General features: G+C 48.2%; 1 pseudogene. It reads left to right on the top strand.

From position 1 onward, the window contains the following. Positions 1-382: pseudogene (locus ACP45E_RS18440) on the top strand (MFS transporter); the annotation flags it as partial.

Here is a 382-nt window from a genome sequence, read left to right as displayed (position 1 = left end):
GGCTCTTCTTTAGGGCAACTGGGGATTGGCTATATCGGCGTTAATGGTAGCGTTCCTTACATCGCTATTTTTTCTTTGTTGTCACTGGCCATCATGGTTTTAATTTTCGGAAAATCGGAGCAACCAGAAAGCGAAGAAGCATCGAGGCTGTCTATCCGCCAAATAGCTAAGTTGAACCATGCTGCCATAATGGGGTGCATCGTCTCTGGCTTAGTATTAGGCGCTGTTTATGGGCTAATGCCGTTAGAGCTTAGCCACCGCGGAATTGGAAATAGTGAAATAGGCAGCTTGATGGCACTGGTGATACTCGGTGGGATGGCCGTTCAACCTACGGTTCCTTGGTTGTCGAAATACCTCGGCCGAACACTTCTCATGGCCATGT

Origin of the sequence: Vibrio genomosp. F10 str. 9ZD137 (assembly GCF_049974785.1) — a bacterium.
Lineage (GTDB): Bacteria > Pseudomonadota > Gammaproteobacteria > Enterobacterales > Vibrionaceae > Vibrio.
Note: the sequence above shows the minus strand (reverse complement) of the source record. Positions and strands in the feature narration are given on the sequence as shown.